The organism is Polynucleobacter sp. AP-Sanab-80-C2, assembly GCF_035012965.1.
Classification (GTDB): Bacteria; Pseudomonadota; Gammaproteobacteria; order Burkholderiales; family Burkholderiaceae; genus Polynucleobacter.
Genome location: NZ_JAYGQS010000006.1, coordinates 18,384 through 41,566, shown reverse-complemented (window position 1 = coordinate 41,566; position 23,183 = coordinate 18,384). Strand labels below are relative to the sequence as shown.

General features: G+C 45.8%; 20 protein-coding genes. 14 read left to right on the top strand and 6 right to left on the bottom strand.

Translation table 11 applies throughout. From position 1 onward, the window contains the following. Positions 1-25 precede the first annotated feature (25 nt). From queA to secF, 5 genes are all read left to right on the top strand, one after another. Positions 26-1,072, top strand: a complete 1,047-nt coding sequence (gene queA, locus VC178_RS09885) for a tRNA preQ1(34) S-adenosylmethionine ribosyltransferase-isomerase QueA (protein WP_323482415.1) — start codon at positions 26-28, stop codon at positions 1,070-1,072. After that, complete coding sequence (gene tgt / locus VC178_RS09880) at positions 1,069-2,226, top strand: tRNA guanosine(34) transglycosylase Tgt (protein ID WP_215295769.1); 1,158 nt, start codon at positions 1,069-1,071, stop codon at positions 2,224-2,226. Before queA ends, tgt begins: the two co-directional genes overlap by 4 nt. 133 nt (positions 2,227-2,359) lie before the next feature. After that, positions 2,360-2,686, top strand: coding sequence for a preprotein translocase subunit YajC (gene yajC, locus VC178_RS09875; protein ID WP_215318895.1), 327 nt, complete (start codon positions 2,360-2,362; stop codon positions 2,684-2,686). Positions 2,687-2,711: 25 nt separating this feature from the next. After that, entirely contained in the window at positions 2,712-4,571 is a 1,860-nt protein-coding gene (gene secD / locus VC178_RS09870) for a protein translocase subunit SecD (protein ID WP_215295771.1), read from the top strand. A 3-nt stretch (positions 4,572-4,574) separates the two neighbouring features. Further along, positions 4,575-5,549 (top strand): protein translocase subunit SecF, encoded by a 975-nt coding sequence (secF, locus tag VC178_RS09865; RefSeq protein WP_215295772.1) that lies wholly within the window; start codon positions 4,575-4,577, stop codon positions 5,547-5,549. A gap of 27 nt (positions 5,550-5,576) precedes the next feature. Here secF and VC178_RS09860 read toward each other — a convergent pair whose 3' ends face one another. After that, positions 5,577-6,917: a 3-deoxy-D-manno-octulosonic acid transferase gene (locus VC178_RS09860; protein ID WP_323482414.1), complete on the bottom strand. Its 1,341-nt coding sequence runs from the start codon at positions 6,915-6,917 to the stop codon at positions 5,577-5,579. Further along, entirely contained in the window at positions 6,914-8,293 is a 1,380-nt protein-coding gene (gene purB, locus VC178_RS09855) for an adenylosuccinate lyase (protein WP_323482413.1), read from the bottom strand. The genes VC178_RS09860 and purB overlap by 4 nt, the downstream gene beginning before the upstream one ends. A 95-nt stretch (positions 8,294-8,388) precedes the next feature. Here purB and VC178_RS09850 point away from each other — a divergent pair, with 95 nt between their 5' ends. Continuing rightward, positions 8,389-9,003 (top strand): glutathione S-transferase, encoded by a 615-nt coding sequence (locus tag VC178_RS09850; RefSeq protein WP_323482412.1) that lies wholly within the window; start codon positions 8,389-8,391, stop codon positions 9,001-9,003. Between the two features lie 15 nt (positions 9,004-9,018). Here the strand turns inward: VC178_RS09850 and mnmA are convergent, their stop codons facing one another. Further along, entirely contained in the window at positions 9,019-10,131 is a 1,113-nt protein-coding gene (gene mnmA, locus VC178_RS09845) for a tRNA 2-thiouridine(34) synthase MnmA (protein WP_323482411.1), read from the bottom strand. 180 nt (positions 10,132-10,311) lie between these two features. Here mnmA and VC178_RS09840 point away from each other — a divergent pair, with 180 nt between their 5' ends. From VC178_RS09840 to VC178_RS09825, 4 genes are all read left to right on the top strand, one after another. Beyond that, a complete protein-coding gene (locus VC178_RS09840; RefSeq protein ID WP_323482410.1) occupies positions 10,312-11,442 on the top strand; it encodes a Re/Si-specific NAD(P)(+) transhydrogenase subunit alpha in 1,131 nt (376 codons plus the stop codon). A gap of 26 nt (positions 11,443-11,468) precedes the next feature. Further along, entirely contained in the window at positions 11,469-11,810 is a 342-nt protein-coding gene (locus VC178_RS09835) for a proton-translocating transhydrogenase family protein (RefSeq protein WP_216178363.1), read from the top strand. Positions 11,811-11,839: 29 nt separating this feature from the next. Next, positions 11,840-13,207, top strand: coding sequence for an NAD(P)(+) transhydrogenase (Re/Si-specific) subunit beta (locus tag VC178_RS09830; RefSeq protein ID WP_215295778.1), 1,368 nt, complete (start codon positions 11,840-11,842; stop codon positions 13,205-13,207). 96 nt (positions 13,208-13,303) lie between these two features. Continuing rightward, positions 13,304-14,296 (top strand): tripartite tricarboxylate transporter substrate binding protein, encoded by a 993-nt coding sequence (locus VC178_RS09825; protein WP_323482409.1) that lies wholly within the window; start codon positions 13,304-13,306, stop codon positions 14,294-14,296. Positions 14,297-14,385: 89 nt separating this feature from the next. Here the strand turns inward: VC178_RS09825 and groL are convergent, their stop codons facing one another. Together groL and VC178_RS09815 are read right to left on the bottom strand one after the other, a co-directional pair. Continuing rightward, a complete protein-coding gene (gene groL, locus VC178_RS09820) occupies positions 14,386-16,038 on the bottom strand; it encodes a chaperonin GroEL (RefSeq protein ID WP_215295780.1) in 1,653 nt (550 codons plus the stop codon). 28 nt (positions 16,039-16,066) lie between these two features. Further along, positions 16,067-16,357 carry a co-chaperone GroES gene (locus VC178_RS09815; protein ID WP_215295781.1) on the bottom strand — a complete coding sequence of 97 codons (291 nt, stop codon included), beginning with the start codon at positions 16,355-16,357 and terminating at the stop codon, positions 16,067-16,069. Positions 16,358-16,671: 314 nt separating this feature from the next. On the opposite strand from VC178_RS09815, the gene VC178_RS09810 reads away from it, so the two are divergent. From VC178_RS09810 to dacB, 4 genes are read left to right on the top strand one after another with little or no spacing between them, the layout of a single operon-like run. Continuing rightward, positions 16,672-17,514 (top strand): diguanylate phosphodiesterase, encoded by an 843-nt coding sequence (locus tag VC178_RS09810; protein WP_323482408.1) that lies wholly within the window; start codon positions 16,672-16,674, stop codon positions 17,512-17,514. Then, entirely contained in the window at positions 17,514-18,137 is a 624-nt protein-coding gene (locus VC178_RS09805; RefSeq protein WP_215318914.1) for a response regulator transcription factor, read from the top strand. Before VC178_RS09810 ends, VC178_RS09805 begins: the two co-directional genes overlap by 1 nt. A gap of 5 nt (positions 18,138-18,142) precedes the next feature. Further along, positions 18,143-20,560: a response regulator gene (locus tag VC178_RS09800; RefSeq protein WP_323482407.1), complete on the top strand. Its 2,418-nt coding sequence runs from the start codon at positions 18,143-18,145 to the stop codon at positions 20,558-20,560. Between the two features lie 47 nt (positions 20,561-20,607). After that, complete coding sequence (dacB, locus tag VC178_RS09795) at positions 20,608-22,140, top strand: D-alanyl-D-alanine carboxypeptidase/D-alanyl-D-alanine-endopeptidase (protein WP_323482406.1); 1,533 nt, start codon at positions 20,608-20,610, stop codon at positions 22,138-22,140. On the opposite strand, the gene VC178_RS09790 is transcribed toward dacB, so the two are convergent. After that, positions 22,086-23,183 (bottom strand): L-threonylcarbamoyladenylate synthase, encoded by a 1,098-nt coding sequence (locus tag VC178_RS09790; protein ID WP_323482405.1) that lies wholly within the window; start codon positions 23,181-23,183, stop codon positions 22,086-22,088. The two genes, dacB and VC178_RS09790, sit on opposite strands and share 55 nt — an antisense overlap.

Below are 23,183 nucleotides of genomic sequence, written 5' to 3'. Positions count from 1 at the left end.
AAATCCAATACCTGATGGTAATGCTATGCAACTCTCCGACTTCAATTACGAACTCCCAGCCGAACTAATCGCCCAACATCCCTTGGCGAATAGAACCGACAGCCGCCTGCTTGAGCTCAAGCTTGATGGGGGAAATCATGTCCATTTAATAGATCGTCAGTTTAAGGACATTCTGAGCCTATTTAAGCCAGGGGACTTATTAGTATTTAACGATACCAAGGTCATTCCAGCTCGACTACACGGCAAAAAAGAGACGGGGGGTAATGTCGAACTCCTGATCGAGCGTATTAGCGGTGATAAACAAGCCTGGGTCCAGATCAGGGCATCCAAAGTTCCCAAGACTGGATCTATTGTTCATATCCATAATCAGGCTGGAGAGAGCTTTCCTGTTGAAATGATTGGCTACGACGGACGCTTTTATGAAGTTCGCTTTCCAGAGAATGTATTTGGATTGCTTGAGCGTTTTGGTGAACTCCCCTTACCGCCTTATATTGAGCATGAGCCCGACGGGGAGGATGTTCAGCGCTATCAAACTGTCCTTGCTAAAAATCCGGGTGCAGTTGCAGCGCCCACAGCAGGTCTGCACTTTGACGAAGATATTCTGCAGCAATTAAATGATCTGGGAGTTGAGCAGGCTACAGTTACCTTGCATGTTGGTGCCGGTACCTTTACCCCAGTTCGTGAAGAAGACCTCTCTAAACATAAGATGCACTATGAGTGGTTCTCCATTCCAGAGAAGACTTCACAAGCCATTGCAAAAACTAAGCGTCATGGTGGACGAGTCATTGCAGTTGGCACTACCAGCCTGCGCGCCCTAGAGAGCCAAGCTTTGAATGGTCAAAGCAGTGATGAAACCAATTTATTTATTACCCCGGGTTTTCAATTTAGGGTCGTAGATTGTTTGCTAACTAACTTTCATCTGCCAAAATCTACCTTATTGATGTTGGTTAGCGCCTTTGCAGGTATGAATCATATTCGTGCTGCATACCAACACGCTATTCATCAGAAATATCGTTTCTTCAGTTATGGAGATGCCATGTTTCTGTGTCGACTTGAGAATATAAAGCCATGACCAAACCTGTTCACTTTAATATTTTGGCGCGCGACTCCCAAAGTCCTGCGCGTCTTGGTCAGCTTGACCTGCCCCATGGCAGTGTGCAAACCCCCATCTTTATGCCGGTCGGAACCTATGGCACTGTAAAGGCGATGACTCCGCGTGACCTCAATGAAGCCAAAGCACAAATCATTTTAGGAAATACTTTTCATCTTTGGTTGAGACCAGGTTTAGATGTCATCAAAAAACATGGTGGCTTGCATCGCTTCATGGCCTGGGATAAGCCCATCCTGACTGACTCAGGTGGCTTTCAAGTATTTAGCTTAGGCGCATTGCGCAAGATCTCTGAAGAAGGCGTGACCTTTGCCTCCCCAATTAATGGTGACAAGCTGTTTATGTCTCCAGAAGTTTCAATGGAGATTCAGGCGGTTTTAAATAGTGATATTGCGATGCAATTTGATGAATGCACACCTTATGAAATCAAGGGTCAGCCTACCTCTGAGAAAACAGCGCGTGCCTCACTCGAAATGTCACTGCGTTGGGGAGATCGCTCACTCAAACGTTTTAGAGAACTTAATACAGGTAATGGGCTCTTTGGAATCGTGCAAGGTGGCATGTTTGAAAATTTGCGGGAATTTTCTTTAGACGCTGTCAGTCAGCAAGGTTTTGATGGCATTGCCATTGGTGGTTTATCTGTTGGAGAGCCAAAGCCTGAGTTTGAAAGAATTCTCAATTTCACAGCACCCAAATTGCCGGAACATATGCCTCACTACCTCATGGGGGTAGGAACTCCTGAAGATCTCATCTTGGGCGTAAGCCTAGGAATTGATATGTTCGATTGCGTCATGCCTACACGCAATGCTCGTAATGGCTGGCTATTCACGCGTTTTGGTGACCTTAAATTACGCAATTCTGGCTATAAGGACGATGATCGCCCGCTTGACCCCACATGCGCTTGCTATACCTGCCAAAACTTCACTCGCTCCTACTTAAATCATCTACAAAAAGCGAATGAAATTTTAGGCTCACAGCTTAATACCATCCATAACCTCACTTATTACCTTCAACTGATGACCGAGGTTAGGGAAGCCCTCAGCAAGGATCGTTTTAGCGCTTATCGCGAGGAATTCCATGCCAATCGCCAGCGGGGCGTCGAGCCTGGGCAGGATTAATCACCCTAAGAGGGGTATTGACCCCTTCAAATCACCTCTAAAGCCCCATACCGTTTAGAATTGCGGGTTTACGGCTTCTTTTTAAGGTCTAAAAATAAAGCAGTTTCCAATTGGTAATTAACGGAGGTTTTGTATGTGGATTAGTAATGCTTTTGCTCAGGCTCCAGCCGCGGGCGCAGATGCTGGTGGCTTAATGAGCTTCCTTCCTTTGGTGTTGATGTTTGCAGTGTTGTACTTCATCATGATTCGCCCACAAATGAAGCGTCAAAAAGAAACCAAGGCAATGCTTGAGGCTCTAGCAGTTGGCGATGAAGTGCTCACTGTTGGCGGCATTTTTGGCAAAGTAACGGCGCTAAAGGATGATGCAGTCACTGTTGAGATTGCTACTGGCACACAAGTGCAAATGCAAAAAGGCGCTATCACCACCGTCTTGCCTAAAGGCACTCTGAAGTCTGCTTAATACGTTTGTTTAAAAGTATCTCGATATGAATCGCTACCCTCTTTGGAAATATATAGTTATCGCTGTTGCATTACTGATTGGCGGACTGTACTCATTACCTAATTTCTATGGTGAGGCGCCAGCGGTTCAAGTCTCGTCCGCCAAACCAACCATTAAGGTTGATTTGGCGACACAGTCTCGAGTTGAAAAGATCCTGACTGATGCTGATATCAAGAGCACTGGGATATTTTTTGAGAGCACTGGTAATGTAGGCTCTATCAAAATTCGCTTTAACAATACCGATATTCAATTACGTGCACGAGATCTCTTGCAGCAAAAATTGAATCTTGATCAAAATGATCCTAATTACACAGTTGCATTAAACCTCCTATCCAATACACCTGGCTGGTTAAATGCAATTAACGCCCTTCCAATGCCGCTAGGCCTAGACTTGCGCGGTGGCGTCTATTTCCTTCTTCAAGTGGATATGAAGGGTGCAGTACAGAAGAAAGTGACTTCTTTAGCGACCGATATTCGCAGTCAATTGCGAGATAAAAATATCCGTCACCAAGGCATTGATCGCGGCCCAGATTCTATCTCCATTAATTTTGGCAGCACTGCAGATGCCGATGCTGCGCGTTCGATCTTGATGACTTCTCAACCAGAGCTCATTTGGCAAGTGAAACCAACTGGGCTTTCACCAAAATTGGTTGGTGAATTTAAACCAACAGCCTTAAAAGAAATTCAAGATAGCGCGGTTAAGCAAAATATTATTACCTTGAACAAGCGTGTCAATGAGTTAGCAGTAAAAGAGCCGGTCATTCAACAGCAAGGTGCTGAGCGTATCGTGGTACAGCTCCCGGGCGTTCAAGATACCGCACGTGCCAAAGATATTATTGGTCGTACAGCAACCTTAGAATCTCGCCTTGCCGATCCAATCGTTTCTTCGATTGGTCTTGGCGAAACGCCTCCTCCAGGTATGGATACCTTCCGCTTTGGTGAGAACCGCTTAGGTGTATTTAAAAAATCCGTGATTTTTAGCGGTGATCGTATTACTGACGCTAGCGCTGGCTTTGATCAAAACCAACGCCCTGCGGTCAACATCTCCTTGGATGCTGCTGGTGGTCGCGTGATGCAAGAAGTCACTCGTGAAAATATCGGCAAACCCATGGGCATGATTTTGTTTGAGAAGGGTAAGGGTGAAGTTCTCACGATTGCAACTATTCAAGGTGAATTCGGTTCTAAATTCCAAATTACCGGTCAACCGACTACAGAGAGCGCTAATGATTTGGCCCTGCTTCTGCGCGCTGGCTCTTTAGCAGCTCCAATGGAAATTATTGAAGAGCGCACTATTGGACCAAGCTTAGGCGCTGAAAATATTGAGAAGGGCTTCAAGTCTCTCTTAATTGGATTTGCTGCAATCGCGATTTTCATGATGGCTTACTACTTATTATTTGGCACTTTCTCAGTCCTTGCTTTGGCTGTGAACTTGCTATTGTTGATTTCTGTACTGTCGATGCTGCAAGCCACTCTCACCTTGCCGGGTATTGCAGCGATGGCATTGGCACTCGGTATGGCTATTGACTCCAACGTGTTAATTAACGAACGTATTCGTGAGGAGTTGCGTAACGGCGCACCTCCACAAACTGCGATTGCCGTTGGCTTTGATAAGGCTTGGGCAACCATCTTGGACTCTAACGTGACCACCTTGATCGCTGGCTTAGCGCTCCTTGCCTTTGGTTCTGGCCCCATCAAAGGCTTTGCAGTAGTTCACTGCTTAGGCATTCTGACTTCAATGTTCTCAGCTGTCTTCTTCTCGCGCGGTCTTGTCAATCTTTGGTACGGCAGAAACAAGAAAACTCAAAAACTCGCGATCGGCCAAGTTTGGCGTCCACAGGGGAAATAAGCCATGGAATTTTTTCGAATCAAAAAAGATATTCCATTCATGCGCCATGCATTGGTGCTCAATGCAATATCTTTGATTACCTTCTTAGCAGCAGTTTTTTTCCTTTGGCAAAACGGCCTTCATCTTTCGATTGAATTTACCGGCGGTACGGTAATGGAAGTTGCCTATCCTCAAACTGCTCCGCTAGAGTCCATTCGCTCTAAAGTCGAAAAACTGGGATATGCAGATAGCCAAATTCAGAACTTTGGTAGTTCACGTGATGTGATGATTCGCTTGCCTTTGCAAAAAGATGCTGAGGGCAAACTGATTTCCTCTGCAGACCAAAGTAATGCTGTGATGCAAGCGCTTGACCCAGCGACTTCTGGAGTGAAGCTGCAGCGTGTTGAATTCGTTGGTCCGCAAGTTGGTCAAGAGTTAGCGATTGATGGCTTAAAAGCCTTGATATTTGTGATTATTGGCATCGTGCTATATCTCTCCTTCCGCTTTGAGTGGAAGTTTGCTCTTGCCGGCATCATTGCAAACTTACATGATGTGGTGATCATTTTGGGCTTCTTTGCTTTCTTCCACTGGGAGTTCTCGCTCTCCGTATTAGCAGCTGTCCTCGCAGTTCTAGGCTACTCCGTAAATGAGTCTGTGGTGATCTTTGACCGAATTCGTGAGAACTTCCGCAAATATCGCAAGATGAATACCCGTGAAATTATTGATAACGCTATTACCAGCACCATCAGTCGGACCGTCATTACTCACGGCAGCACCGAGATGATGGTACTTGCTATGCTCATCTTTGGCGGACCAACACTGTTCTACTTTGCCTTGGCGCTGACTATCGGTATTTTGTTTGGTATTTACTCTTCAGTCTTCGTTGCTGCTGCATTAGCGATGTGGCTTGGTGTCACTCGGGAAGATTTGGTGAAGGGCGATAAAAAGCCAGATGACAATGCTCGCAATGATGACCCGAACTTCGGAGCACGGGTTTAAGCGAAACTAGCTTTAAGCAATTTTTTATTAATCAAGAGCAGCGAAGATTCTTTTGCTTGCCCCTTGATGCTCAATTGAGTACGTCTTCGCAGCCTCACTCATCTTGGTAAGTTCTGAGGAGTTTAAGAGCAAGCTCTTTAAAGACTCCACTAAAGCAGTCGTATCTCCCAAGAGCACATCACCCTTGATTCGCTTTGCAGCGCCAACCGCAATTGCATCTAAAGCAGCTTGCTGAAAGTTATAGGTATGCTCACCAAGCAATACTGGGCAACCAGCTGCACAAGCTTCAATGAGGTTCTGGCCGCCGAAGGGCAATAGGCTTCCACCCATCACCACTAAATCAGATGCGCTGTAGTACAGGGGCATCTCACCCATAGAATCGCCTAGGATCACATCTAATCCTGCACTATCTTTTGGTAAGCCAGACCACTCAGAACGGCGGCGAAACTTGAGATCAGCAGCATGAATTTGATTAGCCACTTCGGCAAAGCGTTCTGGGTGACGGGGCACTAACAGAAGTAAAGGCTGTGCTTCAAAAGCATTGCTCAGGAGCAAATCTTTCCAGGCATTGAGAATAAGCCCTTCTTCGCCATCACGCGTACTAGCAGCACATACCATGAGGCGCTTAGTAGCACGCAAATCATGTTGCCACTCTTTTCCTTTAGCAACTAGCTGAGGATCAAGGGGCACATCAAATTTCAAATTACCAGTGATGAGAACATTCTTTACGCCAAGGCTGCGATAACGCTGCGCATCAAATTCGGTTTGTGCCAGAACGCCTGCAAATGCCTGGAATAAAGCACGTCCGGCCTTACCAAAGCGCTTGATTCGACGAGCACTTCTTTCTGATAAACGGGCATTAACTAAAAATAAAGGCAAGTCAATTTCGGCACAACGAAATACTACGGTTGGCCAAGCCTCGGTTTCCATAAAGAGACCAAACTTGGGCTTGAATGTTTTTAAGAAATGTTCTACACACCAACAGAGGTCATAAGGCAAATACACCTGACGAATTTGTCCTGCGGCAATCGCTTTAGCAAAGAGTTGCTTACCAGTACGACGACCATTTAAAGTCATGTGCGTGAGCAAAATAGATTCGCCCCTCGCAAGGTAGGCATCAATCAATGGTTGAGCTGCGCGAGTCTCACCAACAGAAACTGCATGAATCCAAATCGAGTCTTTGGTAATTGGTTTGTCATAACCAAAACCAAGACGCTCTGGGATGTGATGCAGATAGGCAAATGAATGGCGTGCGCGCCAAGCTAAACGGACAAAAGCCAATGGCAGCAAGAGATGCCAGAGCAGTTGATAAACAGCAAACCAGAATAGAGGACGCGCCCCATATTCTGAATGGGAAGTCACACTCACTTTTTGAGACGTTCGGTCAATTCAACCGCCTTGCCTAGATAAGAAGATGGTGTCATCTCTAGTAAGCGCGCTTTTGCATCATCTGGAATCTTCAAACCACGAATGAAGTTTTGCAAATCTGCTTGATTAATCCCTTTACCACGAGTCAATTCTTTTAATTGTTCATAGGGATTCTCAATGCCAAAGCGACGCATCACGGTTTGTACTGGCTCAGCCAATACCTCCCAACATCCATCTAAATCAGCTGCAATTGCAGCATGATTAACTTCCAATTTGCCAAGACCGCGCAGTGCGCTGTCATAAGCCAATACGCTGTGACCAAATGCAGGGCCTAGATTACGCAAAACCGTTGAGTCGGTGAGGTCGCGCTGCCAACGAGAAATCGGTAACTTCTCCGCCAAGTGACGCAACAACGCATTAGCAACACCTAAGTTACCTTCAGAATTTTCAAAGTCGATAGGGTTAACTTTATGTGGCATGGTGGATGAACCAATCTCACCCGCTTTAGTGCGCTGCTTAAAGTAACCGACAGAAATATATGCCCAAAAATCACGATCCATGTCCAAGAGAATCGTATTCGCACGCGCAATCGCATCAAACAATTGCGCCATACCATCATGCGGCTCTATTTGAATCGTGTAGGGATTGAAAGTTAAACCGAGGCGCCTCTCAACAACGCTCTTGGAGAAATTCTCCCAATCAAAATCAGGGTAAGCAGACAAATGTGCGTTGTAGTTACCAACGGCGCCATTCATTTTGCCAAGTAATGGGGCTGCGACAATGGATTCAATTGCGCGCTCTAGACGCTTGGCAATATTAGCAATCTCTTTACCCAGAGTACTTGGTGAAGCGGGTTGCCCATGTGTGCGCGAGAGTAATGGCACCTTGGCATGCTCAATAGCCAAATCAGTCAATACTGAAAGTACTTTGCGAAGCTGTGGCAAAAGTACTTCGTCACGCGCACCACGCAACATCAAACCATGTGAGGTATTGTTGATATCTTCAGATGTGCAGGCGAAATGAATGAACTCGCTCGCTTTTAATAAATCAGGGCGACCAGCTACTTTTTCTTTTAAGAAATATTCAACCGCCTTAACGTCATGATTGGTTACTGCTTCAATATCTTTAATACGCTGTGCATCAGCATCAGAAAAGTTTTCCGGCAAGGAAAGCAAAAAGGCTTCATCAGCGGCATTGATTTTAGGTACATCTAGGAGGCCCGCCCCCGCCAAAGCCAGCAACCAATGAATCTCCACAAAAACGCGCTGGCGCATGAAAGCAGCTTCAGATAGCCATGGACGTAAAGCGTCTAGTTTTCCAGCATAGCGGCCATCTAGAGGGGAAAGGGCATTGAGGGTAGAAAGCGGCTGACTCACGAATATTGCCTTTGCATTGGATATTTCAATAAAACCTGATTTTAATGCGTTCTGTGCCCGGGTAAACCTGAGTTTGCTTGGCTATACTGTGCCCTATGAAACTGATCGGATCCCTTACCAGCCCCTACGTACGTAAAGTACGTATCGTTTTCTTGGAAAAAAAGCTTGATGTAGACCTTGAATTAGAGAATGTTTGGGCTGCAGACACCAAAATTACCAATTCCAACCCTTTGGGGAAGGTTCCGTGCCTGATTCCAGATGATGGCGAGCCAATCTATGACTCCCGCGTGATTGCAGAATATGCCGACGCCTTAAGCCCCGTCAGCAAGCTCATTCCTGCGAATAATCGTGAATGTGCGGCGGTTAAAACTTGGGAAGCCCTTGCTGACGGCGTGATGGATGCCGGTATTTTGGCTCGCCTAGAGCGCACTTGGCGCCCAGCGGACCAACAAAGCTCTGCTTGGGTTGATCGTCAAATGGGCAAAATTCAAAACTCGCTACGCCAAATGTCCGAGAAACTCGGTGGGAATGCATGGTGCCATGGCAATCAAATGACCTTGGCTGATGTTGCTGTTGGATGCGCAGTTGGCTATTTGTTACTGCGTTTCCCAGATATCAAATGGCAAGCACAATATCCAAACTTAGACCGCTTGTATCAAAAATTATTACAACGCCCTTCGTTTATTGAAACTGAACCACCCGTTGCGTAAATTCTATTTTTACAATTAGGCGGAAATAATACCGCCGCCTAAACAGATATCGCCGTCGTATAAGACAGCAGATTGTCCAGGCGTTACTGCCCATTGAGCCTCTGAAAAATTCAAACTGAAATTCAAGGACTCAGCGCCTGGATTCAAAGTGCAAGCTGAATCCGCTTGACGATAGCGTGTCTTTGCAGAGTAATTTCCAGGAGAGGGTGCAGTGCCCGCAATCCAAGTAGCATCGATGGCCTCAAGCCGATTGGCCAATAGCCACGGGTGCTCATGACCCTGAACGACATACAAGGTGTTATTGACTATATCTTTGCGCGCGACATACCAAGCATCTCCGTTGCCATCTTGGCTCCCGCCTAGTCCAATACCCTTACGCTGGCCGAGCGTAAAAAACGCTAAACCCATATGTTCACCCACTATTTTTTCTTCGGGAGTTTTAATGGGACCCGGCACGCGCGGTAAGTAGCGATTTAAAAATTCTCTGAATGGTCTCTCGCCAATAAAACATATTCCAGTCGAATCTTTTTTGCGGGCGTTGTGTAAACCAATTTTTTCTGCAATCGTGCGCACTTCAGTTTTTGGAATTTCCCCCAAAGGGAATAAAACATTGGCTAACTGCTGCTGAGTTAAGCGATGCAAAAAATAGCTTTGATCTTTGGTGGCGTCCAAGGCCTTCAATAATTGCACCCTGCCGCCCTCATGACGTACTCTTGCATAGTGACCTGTAGCAATCGCATCTGCGCCCAAGCTCATGGCGTGATCTAAGAAGGCCTTGAACTTAATTTCAGCATTACAAAGTACATCGGGATTAGGGGTTCGCCCTGCAGCATATTCGCGCAAAAACTCGGCAAATACCCGCTCACGATACTCGGCGGCAAAATTGACCGCCTCAACATCAATGCCGATCAAATCCGCTACAGAAACGACATCTAACCAATCCTGGCGGGCGGAACAATATTCATCGTTATCGTCATCCTCCCAATTCTTCATAAAAAGGCCAATAACCTCATAGCCTTGCTCCTTCAGCATCCAAGCAGCAACTGACGAATCTACCCCTCCAGACATGCCTATGACGACTTTCTTGGGCTTTTTAAGGGGGGTTTCAGAAGAATTAGGCTGGCTCATCAAAAAAATGCGAAAATGCTTTATAGACAGATAAACCCCATTGTAGAAGTCTCAACCAGACTTCTCATGATTTTAGGCAAAACCATAGCCGGCAGACCTGGGGTCCCAATAGATAGGTAAAACCTTCCCTGTTTATCTATAAAATAGATACTTTATAAATTTTGCTTTTGGAGACATGCCATGCGCATAGGAGTGCCGCTGGAAACTAAATCTGGGGAAACGCGGGTTGCTGCCACACCAGAAACTGTTAAAAAATTAATTGCTCAAGGCCATACTGTTGTCATCCAAAAAGATGCTGGTGTCCAAGCAAGCCAACCTGACTCTGCTTATGTAGCCGTTGGTGCATCTATCGGTAGCGCAGCAGATGCCTTTGGCGCGGAAATTGTTCTCAAGGTGCGCGCTCCCGAAGCTGCAGAGCTGAAGCAAATGAAGTCTGGCAGCGTGCTCATTGGCATGCTCGATCCATTTGATAACGACAACATTGCTGCAATGGCTGCGCAAGGCATTACTAGCTTCTCATTAGAAGCTGCGCCACGTACAACTCGCGCACAAAGTATGGACGTCTTGTCATCTCAAGCAAATATCGCTGGCTACAAAGCCGTGATGGTTGCTGCCAATGAATATCAACGTTTCATGCCAATGCTAATGACAGCTGCTGGCACTGTTAAGGCAGCGCGTATATTGATCTTGGGTGCTGGCGTTGCTGGTTTACAAGCAATTGCAACAGCAAAACGTCTGGGTGCTGTGATTGAAGCATCTGATGTTCGTCCTGCGGCGAAAGAACAAATTGAATCTTTAGGCGCCAAGTTTGTTGATGTTCCGTATGAGACCGATGAAGAACGTGAAATTGCTAAAGGTGTTGGTGGCTATGCTCGCCCAATGCCAGAAGCTTGGATGAAGCGTCAAGCAGCATTGGTTGCAGAGCGTGCACAACAAGCTGATATTGTTATTGCCACTGCCTTGATCCCAGGTCGTAAACCGCCTGTTCTCTTGCATAGTGATACGGTTGCCAATATGAAACCAGGCTCAATTGTGATCGACTTGGCTGCTGGTAAAGGAGATAACGGTTCAGGTAACTGCCCTCTCACTCAAGCAGACAAAGTAGTTGACGTTAATGGCGTGAAAATTGTCGGCTATACCAATCTAGCAAGCATGGTGGCTGCTGATGCCTCTGCACTCTATGCACGCAACTTACTTGACTTTATGAAACTCATCGTCGACAAAGAAGCGAAGTTAGTGATCCCAAGTGATGACGACATCGTGACTGCCTGCTTAATGTGTCGTGATGGTCAAGCCATCCGCAAAAACTAATAGAACATTCATACTAAGGAAACATCATGGATCTCGCTGCTTTTCAAAGCATCCTCACTGTTCAAAACATCACTGTGTTTGTATTGGCCATTTTTGTTGGCTACCACGTGGTTTGGAACGTCACTCCTGCGCTACACACACCTTTGATGGCTGTTACTAATGCTATTTCTGGAATTATCATTGTTGGCGCACTCTTGCAGACGGAAGTCATCGGCGGCGATGAAATTACCCTCACTAGCGTGATTGGTGCCGTTGCGGTTTTCTTAGCCTCAATTAATATTTTCGGTGGCTTTATGGTTACCCGTCGCATGCTAGAGATGTTTAAGAAAAAAGCACCTAAAGCAAATGCGGCTGATGTAGCCAAATAAATAGAACAAGATCTATAGAGACCAAAATAATGTCAAACATAACTGCTATTTCTTATCTCATTTCGTCGGTGTTATTCATCCTCGCATTGCGTGGCTTGTCATCACCAACTACCTCACGCCAAGGCAATACCTTCGGTATGGTTGGTATGTTGCTCGCCGTCATTACTACTTTCTTCATTCCGGACTTTAAGCCAGTCTTTTCGCTCATCATTGGCGCCGTTGTCGGTGGTGCCATTATTGGTACGATCGCAGCTAAACGTGTGCAAATGACCAAGATGCCTGAGCTCGTAGCATTGATGCACTCCTTTGTTGGTTTATCAGCAGTATTGATCGCGATTGCAGCAGTCTTTAATCCAGCACAAGACCATACTGGCGCGCAAAAGATTGAACTCTTTATTGGCGCATTTATTGGTGCCATCACCTTTACTGCATCGGTGATTGCTTTCGGTAAATTATCAGGCAAGGTCAGCGGTAAGCCGGTGACCTTCTCTGGTCAGCACTTACTCAACTTAGTCTTAGCTATTGCGATGGTTGGCGCTGGCATCGCTTATTACATGGGCGATAGCCATGCCGCTTTCTTGGCAATGTGCGCGATTGCCTTGGTATTAGGGGTGACCTTAATTATTCCTATCGGTGGCGCTGATATGCCAGTAGTGGTCTCCATGCTCAACAGCTACTCTGGTTGGGCAGCGGCAGGCATCGGCTTTACCTTGAACAACCCAGTATTGATCATTGCAGGCGCTTGCGTAGGTTCTTCAGGCGCAATTCTGTCTTACATTATGTGTAAAGCAATGAACCGCTCTATTGTTGCGGTATTGCTTGGTGGCTTTGGCGCTGAAGCAGCCGCTGGTGGCGGCGATGATGGTGGTCCTAAGAACTACAAAACTGGCTCCCCAGAAGATGCGGCTTTCCTAATGGAGAATGCGGATACTGTCATCATCGTTCCTGGTTATGGTCTCGCAGTTGCGCGCGCTCAACACGCCTTAAAAGAATTAACTGAGAAATTAACTCACCATGGTGTGACAGTGAAATATGCGATTCACCCAGTGGCAGGTCGTATGCCTGGTCATATGAACGTTCTTTTAGCAGAAGCTGAAGTGCCATACGATCAAGTATTTGAAATGGAAGATATCAACAGCGACTTTGGACAGGCTGACGTTGTCTTAGTACTAGGTGCAAACGACGTGGTGAACCCTGCTGCTCGCACACCCGGTAGCCCCATTTTTGGCATGCCGATTTTGGAAGCCTTTAAAGCTAAAACAATTATTGTGAATAAACGCTCTATGGCTGCTGGCTACGCCGGTTTGGATAATGAACTCTTCTATATGGATAAAACCATGATGGTCTTCGGTGATGCGAAGAAGGTCGTAGAGGATATGGTCAAGGCTGTTGAGTAAGAGTAAACAATGAGTAACTTCATAAACCGCCTACGGGCGGTTTTTTAATGCGCTAAGATACAGCAAAGAAGTGTCAACAGAATGCTTCATCACTTTATGAGTCGAGACAATATGCAAATCAAGTCAGCATTACGAGCTTTACTCTTTTCCATATGTAATCTATTGTGGATTGGGTTCGCACACGCACAAACCAACTATCCCACTCGTACTATCCAAACCATCATGCCACTTCAAGCTGGTAGCGGTGTTGATATCTTGATGCGCCCGATTGCGCAGAAAATGAGTGAGGGCTTGGGTCAAGCAATCACCATCGAGAATATTCCTGGAGGTGCAGGGTTAATTGGAACAGCCAAGGTCGCACAAAGTCCAGCTGATGGTTATGTTTTAGGTGCATTTAATGACAGCATCCTATCCATGTTGCCGAATCTTTATAAAAAAATTGATTACGATCCCGTACAAAGTTTTGCACCAATATCTGAAGTTGCTGCAATTACCTTTGTGATGGTTGCCAATCCGTCCTTTCCTGGCAACACTGCAGCAGACTTAGTGCGCATTGCCAAAGAGAAACCCGGCAAGATTGACTATGCCTCTGGAGGCAATGGCTCGCCACAACATATCGGCATGGAAATCTTCCGTCAATATACGGGCGCTCCCATTGTGCATATTCCTTATCGTGGTGCGGCTGCTGCAGTCACTGACGTCATGGCTGGCCAAGTGCCCGTAATGATTAGCGCCCTGTCTGTAGTACTTCCCCATATTCGCGCCGGGAAGCTAAAGGTATTAGGAGTTGCCAGTAAAGCACGGTCTCCATTGCTACCCAACACACCAACAATCAACGAAAGTGTGAAAGGGTATGAGTTCTCAACCTGGGGCGCTCTGCTAGCACCCAAAGGTACTTCACCAGTCATGATTGAAAAACTAAATGAGTCTTTAGCTACCGCTCTAAAGGACCCGAAAATACGGGAACAACTCATTCAGCAAGGCTTTGAATTTGTCCCGCTTGGCCCTGATCATCTAAAAGAAATGATTGCACAGGGATTGGTGAGGATGAAAAAGGTCATCAAGGATGGCGGCATTCAGCCTGATTAATAAAGAAGAGTAAGCAATAAAAAACGCCTGGTCTTTTGAACCAAGCGTTTTTACTTCAACGATCAGATGACCGCAGAAATGAATAGCTATTACATCATGCCGCCCATGCCACCCATACCGCCCATGCCACCCATATCAGGCATACCGCCACCAGCAGACTCATCTTTTGGTGCTTCGGAGATTGCGCAGTCAGTAGTCAACAACAAACCAGCCACAGAAGCTGCATTTACCAATGCTGTCTTAGTCACCTTAGTTGGGTCGATCACACCTTGTGCAACGAGGTCACCGTATTCACCGGTAGCTGCGTTGTAGCCATTATTGCCTTTGCTTTCTTGTACGGCATTCACAACTACACCAGCATCTTCACCGGCATTGCTGACGATAGTACGAAGTGGCTCTTGCATGGCGCGCAATACGATACTGATACCAGCGTCTTGATCAGCGTTATCGCCTTTCAAGCCCTTGATGCCTTGCATCGCGCGAATCAAAGCCACACCACCGCCAGGAACAATACCTTCTTCAACTGCGGCACGAGTTGCATGCAATGCATCATCAACACGTGCTTTCTTCTCTTTCATCTCTACTTCAGTAGCTGCACCAACACGAATCACTGCAACACCGCCTGCCAACTTCGCAACGCGCTCTTGCAATTTTTCCTTGTCGTAGTCGCTAGTCGCTTCGTCGATCTGAACACGAATATTTTTCACACGAGCTTCAATCGCTTTAGCATCGCCAGCACCGTCAATAATGATGGTGTTTTCTTTGCCTACTTCGATACGCTTTGCTTGACCTAAGTGCTCAAGAGTTGTCTTCTCAAGCGTCAGGCCAATTTCTTCAGCAATAACAGTACCGCCAGTCAATATAGCGATGTCTTCTAACATTGCCTTACGACGATCACCGAAACCAGGAGCCTTAACAGCACAAGTTTTGATAATGCCGCGAATATTGTTTACAACCAAAGTTGCCAAGGCTTCACCTTCAACATCTTCAGCGATAATCAACAATGGGCGACCAGACTTAGCCACTTGCTCGAGCACTGGGAGCAAATCACGGATGTTGGCAATTTTCTTGTCAAACAAGAGAACGTATGGAGATTCCAATACCGCTACTTGTTTTTCTGGTTGATTAATGAAGTATGGAGAGAGGTAGCCACGGTCAAACTGCATACCTTCAACTACTTCAAGCTCATCTTCTAAAGACTTGCCATCTTCAACGGTGATAACACCCTCTTTACCTACCTTTTCCATTGCTTCTGCAATGCGCTGACCAATGCTATGGTCGCTGTTTGCAGAAATAGAACCTACCTGAGCAATTTCTTTAGTAGTAGTGCAAGGCTTGCTAATTTTTGCGAGCTCACCGATTGCGGCTGTCACTGCCTTGTCGATACCACGCTTCAAGTCCATTGGGTTATGACCTGAAACTACATACTTCATACCTTCGCGAACGATAGATTGCGCTAAAACAGTCGCTGTCGTTGTTCCGTCACCAGCGATATCTGCAGTTTTAGAAGCAACTTCCTTCACCATCTGCGCGCCCATGTTTTGAAGCTTGTCTTTGAGTTCGATTTCTTTTGCGACAGTTACACCATCTTTAGTGATGGTTGGACCACCGAATGAACGTTCAATAACTACGTTACGACCTTTTGGCCCCAAAGTAGTTTTTACTGCGTTCGCCAGAATATTGACGCCTTCGACCATCTTGGTGCGAGCGTTATCTCCAAATACAACGTCTTTTGCTGCCATGATTAAATTCCTCTCTTAAATACCGAAATTACTTCTGTACAACAGCCATGATGTCGTCTTCACGCATCACGATGAGTTCGTCGCCATCGACCTTAACGGTTTGACCAGCATATTTGCCAAACAACACGCGCTCGCCAACTTTGACGTCGAGTGCATTTAACTTGCCAGTTTCATCGCGCTTTCCTGGGCCAACTGCCAATACTTCACCTTGATCAGGCTTTTCTGCAGCCGCGTCAGGAATGATGATTCCAGATGCAGTTTTTGATTCTTGATCTAAACGCTTGATGATTACGCGATCATGTAAGGGACGCAAATTCATCTCTTCTCCTATGTTAGTAAGTGTTAACTCATTAAAAATCTATATAAATCAATGCTTTATAATCTCCCACAAACAAACTAAAGCTAATTTACTGGAAAACCAGCTTTTTAGCACTCGCGTGTAGGGAGTGCTGATTATATAGGTCTGATTGCCAAGATTTCAAGGGCAGATCTCCATAAATTCTTTAAGGATTTAACTCTTCCCTATACTTTGGACAGGCTGGTAGGACTATTCCTACAGATAAATCAGCCCAAAGCCCTTACCGCTCCAATCCGTCCTGCCTAGACTGGACAGTCACCGATTGGAGAATGCTGATGAGCCCGAAATCCCGGCTGTACACGCTTGTAAAGGCATGGAAGAACAAACCCTTCCAAGAAGTACGCGACGCCTGTGGCGCACCCTGGCTTGGCCTAAGTGGCCAAGCTCTTGAAGAACACCAATCCTGGTCCAAGCGACAAGCGATTAGTCATGAACCCATTTTTAACTGCAAGGGAACAAAACTGACCAGCTCTTTATTTAGACCATTGCTCGCAGCCTCCGATATGCAATTACTGCGTTTATTTATGGAGGGCTTAGATACGATTTCTTACTGGTATCGAAGTGGCCGTTTTATTCCTGGCATTTTGCCGATCCCAACGCACGTCATTGCTTCGAGTGCTTATGTGGATGCTCTGAGCGACCTCATTCTCAATTCACGACTGCCAGTAGGTCTAGTGACTCTGGGTATGCAAACACTTCCAACACCAGAACTTGTGGATGGCTGTAAAGAAGGCTTGCTGCGCATGCGTCGACTTGGCGTCTTACTGCACTACCTTCAATTCACAGGAAGTGGAGATCAGCTGCATTGGGTTGAAGAGATGCAGATGGAGGGAGTCCATTTAGACATGAGCGTTCTTCGCGAGCAAACACTCTCACATGATGCGCTCGCAAAAATCAGACGCTCACCATATTCACCAACACAAATTTATGCAAGCAATATAGGACTCGTTAAAGATTTAGAGAATGCCTCAGATTGGCAAATGGATCACTGCTATGGCGGCCTTATGATGGCGCCAATAAGCCGACATCAAATGCTCCAGATCAACGATAGCCGCATAGCAAAAGCCATTTTTTCGCTGCACCCTCATCAACACCTAAACCTAAACGGAGACAAGTAATGAGAAAACGCGTGATGTTGGTAGATGACCATCCAGCAATGCTGATGGCTCTTAAAAGTATGTTGCAAGACCAGTTGCTATTCGAGGTAGTGGGCCAAGCCCAGAATGGCGAGGAGTGCCTTCGATCCATTAAAGAGGTCAATCCAAATATGGTAATTCTAGATCTGGATATGCCCAAAACAGATGGGTTTGATGTTATTCGACGCATTGGTCTTATGTACCCGGATGTGCGCATGTTGATTTTGTCCAGCATGGATGAAGCAGTTTATGGCGGTAGAGTGCGATCTTTAGGCGGTCATGGCTTTGTCAATAAAACGGCTGGTGCTGATGTAATCTTGGCAGCTTGTGTTGCAATCTCTCAGGGTTATAACTTTTTCACCCACGGGAAAAATGGTAATAGCTCTTTAACTGATAACGACAAACTTGCCCTGATCTCAGACCGAGAATTACAAGTCATGAAATACCTTGGTAAAGGTAATACCAACCAACAAATTTCTGACATGCTTCACATCAGCAATAAAACGGTGGCTACTTACAAGACACGAGTCTTTGACAAGCTTGGTATTAATAATATTGCGGATTTGATTTTGTTCTGCCGAATGAACAATATTATCGAAAGCTAAACAGTATGCATCGATTCATCATTCGCTCTATTGTTATGTCTGGCTTAATTTCTAGTGGTGCATTACACGCCATGAACTTGAGCCCTGTAGAGCAACGGTGGATCGATGCCCATCCAGTAGTGCACTTTAGTATTCATGAAAAATATGCCCCATATCTTGAAAATCAACCAGGCCGGGGAACAGCTGGAGTTTTCAATGGATTACTCCAAAAGCTTGGGAACTTTACCCAGCAAGAATTTCGTCCAAAGTGGAGACGATCAGAGCAGGAAGGATTAAAGCAACTCTCTAGCGGTGAAGTTGACTTCATGATTGATCCACCCACCATGAATGATGACTACCTTCGCTTTGGCTCCTTATCAGAAGCTATCTTTTGGGGGCAGGATGCAGTTGTTACTAGAACAGATAGAGCAAGTAGCATGATTTCTCCAGCAAACATTGCTTACTTTGATCGCGGCTATGAAAACTCACCAATAGGATCTGACCCACAAGCCCGCGTTTCAAATCATGCAGAAAAACTCATGGTTGATCTCTTAAAAAATGATATCGAGGCATTAGTACTTCCCATTCGTTTGGCACAACAACTCATTGAGAGGCTGGATAAACCACAAGTACAGATTGATGGCTTATATCAGCGCGAGCCTTTTGCCTATCGATGGTTGGTTTCGCATGAAGATGCTGCGCTTCATGCAGTGCTCGATCGATTTCTAGATAACCTTGACCCCATAGAGTCACGTCAACTCTTTGCGCTAGAGATCAACAAGCCAGAATTCAGAAGCAATTACTGGAAGACGCTACCCTGGCTATCGACCTTAGCAATATTTTTAGGTGGAAGCTTGCTGCTATGGCAGATGCGTAAAAGACAGTTACTTCAAGAGCAAGAGGCTGCGACGCTACTCTCCTCAAAAGAACTAGCTGAAAAAGCAAACGCCGCCAAGTCCTCCTTCTTAGCAACCATGAGCCATGAAATTCGTACGCCGATGAACGCCATTCTTGGGGTACAAGAACTGCTCTTAAATAGCCAACAATTTCCTCCGCATGAAAAATCTTTACTAAAGAGCGCCCATACTTCTGCCGAATCCCTTTTAGGGATTCTCAATCAAGTATTAGATCTTTCTAAAATTGAAGCAGGTAAGCTGATCTTGAACCCAGAACCCTGCTGCCTCAATAGTTTGATCGACAATATTGATCATGCGTTCTCGGCGGTCGCTCAAAAACAAAATCTCAGACTCCATACCTCCAAGGATCCTCGGATTGCTGAAGTGCTCATGATTGATTCATTGCGCCTGCGTCAAACCTTACAAAACCTCATCAGCAATGCCATTAAATTTACCGATCATGGTGAAATTTACTTCTCCATAAGTGTTTTAGCGGATGATCATGCGGGTCAACTCATTGAATTTCGTGTAATTGATACTGGCGTAGGCATGGGTGCAGAAGAAATTCATCTTGCTCTACAAGCCTTTGAACAGATTCCAGGCAAAGGTGATCAAGAGAATGGCACTGGTCTTGGTCTAACGATTACCAATCATCTTGTCACCTCCATGAACAGCCAACTTTACTTTGAGAGCGCTCCTGGTTTTGGAAGTAATATCCATTTTTGCGTAGCCTTCCCACGTACGAGCATTGCACCATCAAAAAATCAATGTCCTACAGGTTTAACCTCTAGAAAACTCGTCTCAAAAAATCCTCGGGAGAAAGATCGGGAACTATTTGCCTTGGTGGTCGAGGATCATCCTGCAAGCAGGCAGATTATCTCCCTGCAGCTTCAAGCGCTTGGCATCCAAGTATCCGTCTGTGATAACGCCAACACAGCACTTAAGATGATTACTGAAGATGACTTTGATCTTTTAATCACAGATCAATCGATCCCGGGTATGCAGGGCTCTGAATTAGCACAAAAAATTCGAGCACTGGGTCTTAAGAATCTTGTCATCATTGGGGTAACGGCAGATATCTACGCCCTTGAATCTCGCTACCAGTTTCTAGCAGCGGGTATGAATGGTGTACTCATTAAACCCCTCAGCCTTATGAGTCTTGAAAATGAGCTCGCACGTTATTTTGACTCCAAAGAGGTAGTTCAATATGGATCGCCTTCTGAGGGAGATTACCGGTTTGATGCCTTCTCCAATCTTCTGAAAAATAATCCTGCACATATACTCGTCATACTGGATGAGATTAAAAAAGTGCATGACGAAGCTCTACTAGCGATTGACTCTGAGGCCCTCGATGAAGCGACCGTATCAAGCCTCATTCATAAGGTGAAGGGTGGCGCACAATTGCTTAATGCAAAGAAATTTATTCAATCCTGTGAATCTTTAGAAAAAGATCAGGATCTTCAAAATAAGATCTCTTCTTTCCAAAAGCTTCTTGAGGAACAAAACCAAGTAATCAAGCGTTACCAAACAAAGTATGCTGCCCCCTAAACCTGGGGAGATTTATATTCTGGCTCTCTAGGTTTATTCTATGGTGAATGAAACAAGCCATTCACCGATTAGCTTACCTATTTTTAGCAATCCTTTGGATTGGTAACCCCCTCATCGCTCATGCTGCGAAATCGGGAAATCCTGTAATCCCTCCTGCTATTGCAGGCAGCTTAGAGCGCAATCAGATCCCACTAGATGCTATTAGCATTTCAGTAACCGAAATTGAGCAGAGTAAGTCTGGCAAGTACGAAGCCAAAACTATCCTAGACTGGCGCGCTACTGAGGCCATGAATCCCGCCTCAACCATGAAGGTGCTTACAACGCTGGCTGGCCTGGATATTCTTGGGCCACAGTATCGCTGGCGTACCAAAGTATTTACTGATGGGTTTATTCGTAAGGGCACACTTAAAGGCAATCTCTATTTGCAAGGTAGTGGCGATCCTAAAATGATCCCCGAAGAGCTTGCCAAGCTCATGAAGAACTTGCAAGCACTGGGTATCCAAAAAATTGATGGTAATTTATTGTTTGATCGAAGCGCCTTTGCTCCCAACGTCATGGAACACAATACGATTGATGGCGAATCACTGCGTGCGTATAACGTGCCGCCAGACCCCTTGCTATACGCGTTTAGAACGCTGTCCTTTCAAATAGGCAAATCACGCACGGCTGACTTCATCGATCTTAGCTATACACCTGCATTATCCCAACTCAAGGTTGTAAACCAAATGCAATTGGTTGACCGTTCCTGTGATAGCTGGAAAAGTAATATTCGCTTTAGCCTAGAACCAGAAACAGGGATCAATACAGATCGATTACTGACTGCTCAGTTCTCAGGCCCCTTTCCTAGTGGATGCAAGGGGGTTGATTACAACGTGGTCGCTCTTGATGCCAATACCTTTCTAACACAAGGATTTACTGCAGCCTGGGAATTAGCTGGTGGCACTTGGGCAAAGCCCCCTACCGGCAAAGATGCCCTAGTCCCAATAGCTGCGAGACTTTTGCTGCAGTTCGAAGGCATCAACTTGGCCGAAGATGTACAGGATATTAATAAATACTCCAACAATGTGATGGCGCGCCAACTCTTACTCACACTAGCACTAGAAAAAATGGGTAAACCAGCAACCACTAGTAATGGGGAGCTTGTCATACAAGGTTGGCTCAAACAAAATAGTTTGGAGTTCCCTGGCTTAGTGATCGAGAATGGCTCTGGTCTATCTCGCAATGAAGCTATTTCTGCAGGGCAAATGAATCAACTATTACTAACTGCCCACAACCTACCAATTAAAGAGGTGTTTTATAACAGTCTGCCAATTGCTGGGGCAGATGGCACTATGCGCAATCGCTTAATGACGAAACTCCGTAAATTTTTACATCTTAAGAAAAAGCCTGAGGCCAGAATTAAAACGGGATCACTTGCTGATGTACGCGCAATTGCTGGCTACGTAGTGAGTAAATCTGGAAAGATGTATGCAGTAAGCTCTTTTATTAACCATCCTAATGCATGGCGTGGCTTAGATGCCCACGATCAATTGCTGTCGTGGTTATTAGAAGGTGGCCCTGAACCAAAACAAGCACGCTGAAGTCGATCTCTAACGCCATCCCATTCCTCACCAGCAGGAGGCTCCGGGAATAAAATGAGATCCCAACCCTGCTGATCCAGATCCCTGAGCGTACGATAAAGACGGCTAGCAAAAGTAGCGGCATCACTAGATACAATTATTTCCTCAACATCAATTGAGGGATGGTCTTCCAAAACCAAGGAAGACTCTGAGTCCCACACCGCTACCGCCACTCGTGACTTAGTATCTGGGAACTCACTGAGCGCATCTAGCACTCGCCCTGGAGCATACAAGCGCAATGGAGTTGTTGGCGCGTAGTGCGCCTTGAGGTTACCTGATACTCTGGGTAGACTATGAAGGTCTTTCAATGCTTCACCGACTTGATAGACCTTGATCCCCGTCTTAGCAAAAATTGCTTTCGGAGTAATCAATCCTGGGCGAAGTAAGACCGCATGATCGCCACTTGATAAATCAATAATGGTCGACTCGATCCCCACTTCACAATCGCCACCATCAAGCACCATCAATCCTAATTCACCCTCAAACTCACTGCGAACATCAGCTGCGCTAGTGGGAGATACCTTACCAAAACGATTTGCTGAGGGCGCTACAACACCGCCCTTAAATTTTCGCAATAACTCTTGAGCCACCGGATGGGCTGGTGCACGAATCGCAACGGTGTCTTGACCTCCAGTAAGATCGCTCAGAACACTCTTATCTTTTTTGAATACCAGCGTTAATGGTCCAGGCCAAAATGCATTCATGAGTTTGAGCGCATGCTCAGATAAATCTCTTACCCATGGCGCTAAGACTAGGACCCAATCCACTTGAGTTTGGTCAAATTTATCTGGTGCTGCTAAATGCACAATTAAAGGATGGTTTGAAGGTCTACCTTTCATTGTGAAGATCTTTTTGATGGCTTCAGGATTTCTGGCATCTGCCCCTAAGCCATATACCGTCTCAGTAGGGAATGCGACTAATCCGCCATTACGCAAGGTTTGAACCGCTTCATGAATCACTGCAGAAGATTGCAGTGGTGCACTGTCCGATGTATCCCTAGACAT

What these genes read in the sequence shown, in the direction of transcription:
- VC178_RS09840 (WP_323482410.1), top strand. Translation starts at nt 10,312, where the DNA reads ATGCGCATAGGAGTGCCGCTGGAAACTAAATCTGGGGAAACGCGGGTT.
- VC178_RS09790 (WP_323482405.1), bottom strand. Translation starts at nt 23,183, where the DNA reads ATGTCTAGGGATACATCGGACAGTGCACCACTGCAATCTTCTGCAGTG.
- VC178_RS09830 (WP_215295778.1), top strand. Translation starts at nt 11,840, where the DNA reads ATGTCAAACATAACTGCTATTTCTTATCTCATTTCGTCGGTGTTATTC.
- secF (WP_215295772.1), top strand. Translation starts at nt 4,575, where the DNA reads ATGGAATTTTTTCGAATCAAAAAAGATATTCCATTCATGCGCCATGCA.
- tgt (WP_215295769.1), top strand. Translation starts at nt 1,069, where the DNA reads ATGACCAAACCTGTTCACTTTAATATTTTGGCGCGCGACTCCCAAAGT.
- yajC (WP_215318895.1), top strand. Translation starts at nt 2,360, where the DNA reads ATGTGGATTAGTAATGCTTTTGCTCAGGCTCCAGCCGCGGGCGCAGAT.
- groL (WP_215295780.1), bottom strand. Translation starts at nt 16,038, where the DNA reads ATGGCAGCAAAAGACGTTGTATTTGGAGATAACGCTCGCACCAAGATG.
- queA (WP_323482415.1), top strand. Translation starts at nt 26, where the DNA reads ATGCAACTCTCCGACTTCAATTACGAACTCCCAGCCGAACTAATCGCC.
- VC178_RS09815 (WP_215295781.1), bottom strand. Translation starts at nt 16,357, where the DNA reads ATGAATTTGCGTCCCTTACATGATCGCGTAATCATCAAGCGTTTAGAT.
- VC178_RS09850 (WP_323482412.1), top strand. Translation starts at nt 8,389, where the DNA reads ATGAAACTGATCGGATCCCTTACCAGCCCCTACGTACGTAAAGTACGT.
- VC178_RS09835 (WP_216178363.1), top strand. Translation starts at nt 11,469, where the DNA reads ATGGATCTCGCTGCTTTTCAAAGCATCCTCACTGTTCAAAACATCACT.
- mnmA (WP_323482411.1), bottom strand. Translation starts at nt 10,131, where the DNA reads ATGAGCCAGCCTAATTCTTCTGAAACCCCCCTTAAAAAGCCCAAGAAA.
- VC178_RS09805 (WP_215318914.1), top strand. Translation starts at nt 17,514, where the DNA reads ATGAGAAAACGCGTGATGTTGGTAGATGACCATCCAGCAATGCTGATG.
- secD (WP_215295771.1), top strand. Translation starts at nt 2,712, where the DNA reads ATGAATCGCTACCCTCTTTGGAAATATATAGTTATCGCTGTTGCATTA.
- dacB (WP_323482406.1), top strand. Translation starts at nt 20,608, where the DNA reads ATGAAACAAGCCATTCACCGATTAGCTTACCTATTTTTAGCAATCCTT.
- VC178_RS09810 (WP_323482408.1), top strand. Translation starts at nt 16,672, where the DNA reads ATGAGCCCGAAATCCCGGCTGTACACGCTTGTAAAGGCATGGAAGAAC.
- VC178_RS09825 (WP_323482409.1), top strand. Translation starts at nt 13,304, where the DNA reads ATGAGTCGAGACAATATGCAAATCAAGTCAGCATTACGAGCTTTACTC.
- VC178_RS09800 (WP_323482407.1), top strand. Translation starts at nt 18,143, where the DNA reads ATGCATCGATTCATCATTCGCTCTATTGTTATGTCTGGCTTAATTTCT.